The 3,838-nt window shown below is 48.8% G+C and carries 1 protein-coding gene and 1 pseudogene; both read right to left on the bottom strand.

Annotated elements, in window-relative coordinates; all coding sequences use genetic code 11:
* Positions 1-542, bottom strand: a pseudogene (locus ADK28_RS31270) (hypothetical protein); the annotation flags it as partial.
* Positions 543-1,400: 858 nt separating this feature from the next.
* Positions 1,401-3,838: DEAD/DEAH box helicase (locus tag ADK28_RS04415; protein ID WP_048794988.1), on the bottom strand; the 2,438-nt coding region annotated here is incomplete at its 5' end.

Raw genomic sequence — 3,838 nt, 5'->3', positions numbered from 1 at the left:
GTTAATTTTATTTCTTCATTGGTAACGGTTTCATGTAGTCCGAATAATCTCTTCAGAAAATTAAAGTACGTAAAATCTGGTAGCTCACCCGGCTTATCTACTATGCTATTTAATGCTGCGCTAATACATTGATAATTATATTTCTCTCCATATTTCTTGCATAAATATTTAAATGCATCAGATTTATCGGGGCGCTCAGAATATATTTTATCAACTTTGTTTGTATGAAAATTAAGAAGGTTGAAAAAAGTGCTCTCCTGACTTTGAATTTCAAACTGAATTTTTGTTAAGCTGATGGATTTTAATAACCCGATAAAAGCCATAACGCTAATTAAAGGGCCGGTAATACCACCAATATACGAACCAAACTCACCCCATTTTGTATGATTATTAGATAGCCCAGAGTTAAATTCCAATAAATATAAAGCTAACGATAGAAATATAACAAAGCCAGCGCCATAGAAAAACAAATTCCACTTATCTTTATCATCAAACTCATTATTACATCCCTTACCCAACCCACTCTCTTTTCCCTTCGTCATTTTCATTACCACTGGTTACAAGTTTAAGTTTCTCACTAGGAATGGAATATCAGTAAACGTATTATTTAAAGTCACTTTAAATGTTGGCATGAATGTACTCACTGTAATCTCACCTACATTTTAAGGTGTAATATAACTGTTTTCAAGTAAATTATATTCAGTAAACACTTACGGTGCATACAACTATTAGTAATCCAGCGAGGCAGTTGTTCAAACCATCCCGAACCGACCGAAACCCTATAGAACTAGCTTATTATGGCCGTTTTTATTCCTGCTTTATGTATGTGATAAGTTTATTGGAATTACTGTGGAAATGCCGTCAAATTTTGCAACCAAGTCGTTTTCTAACACTATGATTTTGAATAACCTCAGTTTAGGAATTCATCAATAAGCGCATACCCTAAATCACTTAAAAGTGTAACCCCCAGAGTTCGAATGACTATATCTGGCACTAAACGGGCTAAAGCAGACAGATTTGATGAGATAAGGGTATAGATGAATTCTTCATACCCTTGAAGGATTACTTCCCAGTTGATTTGCTTGGTTTCAGTCCTGGGGTATTGCCGGGTGTATCCTTATGATCACGTCTGCGTTGGTCGGGTTTTCCTGTTGATTTTGCAATTGGTTTTGGACCAGGTTTAAGCCCCATGATCGGGCTGCGTTGTCAGAGGTTATTCCTCAGTGTGGATATAAGGGGAGCTGTAAGAATTATCAAGCTCGGATGGGCGTTGGATAATGATTACTAGACTATTATGTGAGCAATGTCAGTTTTTGACATGTAGCGACCGGTTCGATACTGAAGTAGGTTGTTGATTGTTCGCGATGCGCCCTCATCAATGAGGGCCACCTCGGAGATTGTCAGGCTGATTTCGCCAATTGCCGATGCAGGACCTGCAGACTAGTTCCCGCCCCTGCCCATGCTGCAGCCGATCCGACCACATACAGGTTTTGCTTGGCGCGTGAGACGGCTACATTGATTATGTTTGGTGGGCTTGCCGCCCACTGACGCGCCCTTTGCTGACTCGCTTTCGGAGCACCCAGTAACAGGATGACAGTGTCCGCCTCTCGGCCCTGGAATGTGTGGATCGTGCCTACACGATCACGGCACCACTCATCCAACTTTACGCCGAACGCCCGCAGCAGATCAGTCTCACTCTCGAGACGCCGACGCATGTTCTGCTCTACGATCTTGAATGGTGTGATGATAAATACGTCCGGATTTGTAATGCCCGATGCCGCCAGCTCTTTGAGCATTCGTATCACCGCTTCGCCCTCGTCGGGGCACCACTTCGTCTCAGCATCGCCATTGATATCCACCCAGTGAGATCTCCCCAAAGCCGAGCCGATAGATCCGGGTTTTTTAGGCCCGACAGCATGGACCATCTGCCCGGCATAGGCGATGGAGTTAGAAACATCGAACATTGGGTTCTGGCAACGCCTGTGAACGAGCAGTGGCAGCCCGACTTCTCGATCACCTACATCCATGACGAAGGTGGATTTGAAGCGCGATGCCTGATCAGCAAGGGTCTGCGTAGATGCGGCGGGGGCAGACCATTCGATCTGGTCAATGTTGAAAAACTTGCAGATTTCGGCGTTCAGCTTCTCGGGTAGCGATACCACTGGTGGGATTTGCAACGGGTCACCTACCACTATGGAGCGCTTTGCCCGCATGATTGCTCCAACTGCCGCTTGAGGAACGGCCTGGCCCGCTTCATCAATCAGAAGCCAGCCAATACTCTCTGGTGGCAGATCTCCGAACATCGTCCGAACAGAGGCGAATGTCGTGGACACGGTCGGCACAACCATGAAAAGGCTCGACCAAAGGTCGGGGAGAAGTTCACGGTGAGCGGAAGACTGGAAGGCACCAGCCACCATGCCCGACATCAATAGCCCAAGATTGTGTTGCAAGCGGCTGGCCGAAGCATCGATGAACGTTTTATGCACAGTCAGGGCAGCGGCGAAAAGATCCTCACGCAGGCGATGAACCTCATCGGGAAGCCATGGCGCAGTCAGGTGGATAGCCTCGTGCTCGCGCTCGAAGAATCTCTCATCAACGACCCTGTCTCCCATGCGGTTTCGTGCCTGCTCCTCGGTCGCCTTCAATTTCGAAACAGCCTGATATTTGCTGGAAATTTCCTGGTCGAGTTGCTGTAACTGGGACTCAGTATAGTTCCACTCAGCCCTTGCAAGCTCCAGGGCACTGTCCGTCCCCTGCGCCTGTAAGACTGATTGCTGTAAGGTCGCAGAGAGCTTCTGAAGGGTTGATCTCCACGACTTCCAGGCCGCAGTCGCGAACAAGCGGGAGAAGAAACCTGGACGGCAAGCAAGATGGCTGTCGAGCATGATCTTATCCTGCTCGATCTGCGATTTTGCCTTATCATGCTCTCGTTGGCAGGATTCAGCAATCTGGTGTGCCTCTTCGACGGCTTCATTCAGACTCGGACGACGCTGTTCCACACTTTGAAGTTCGGTGGTCGCTCCCTTGAGCGCCTGGATATCCCGTCGCATTTCTTCGATGCTGGCGATTTCAGCGTCTACCGTCTCCTTGAGTTTAAGGAAAACGGTTCGCGTTTTCCGCCAGGCCGCTAAAGCGTCCACTTCATTGGTGCTGGGCCGCTCATTGACGACCACGCTGGGCATCACGCGATCGATGATTTCGCCAGTTTGTTCGTCCTTGATCTCACGCAAGACGTTTAAGCCGCGAGCTGCTTTCAGGTAGGTAAGGAAACCACCGTCTTCATTCCACCAGAAACTTTGCTGGAACGCGCCTCGGTTGCTGCTCTTGCCGAGAGCCGCAGCGATCAATCCCCAGGTTTCGACAGGGTCGGAGGGGATGTCCCCCTCGGCCTCGGCTTCGAAATAGCCGGCGCGTTTGGGATTCGCAATCAGGTCGCTGATGGACCGGAAGTAGGAGATCTGTTCATGGCGACCATTGGCTTCCTTGAGAGGCAGCTCTTTACTGACGTTTTCGACCGCTTTGTTATTGGAGGAGGCTACGATGATCTCATGGCCCCTCAAGGATGCATGTAACTTGTAGAAGTGCAGGAATGCATTGGAACCGAATGCCAGCTTCTCGCCTGTTGTGGAAAAGGCATCCTGCGGTTTATTGAAGCCGCACATCGCCGTGGCCCGATCAAGAATGCACCCAACGACAATATCTCGCAGAAGAGTGGTCTTTCCAGTACCCGGTGGCCCATTGACACCGATGATACCTGGAGCATCATTCAGCTCAGCACGCGCCGCATTCACGGCAGCCTGTTGAAGCAGTACCAGTGGATGGCCGCCTTTCGAAGGCC

It is taken from the genome of Serratia sp. 506_PEND (genome assembly GCF_001076875.1).
Classification (GTDB): Bacteria; Pseudomonadota; Gammaproteobacteria; order Enterobacterales; family Enterobacteriaceae; genus Serratia; species Serratia marcescens.
This window is presented reverse-complemented; position numbering and strand designations above follow the sequence as displayed.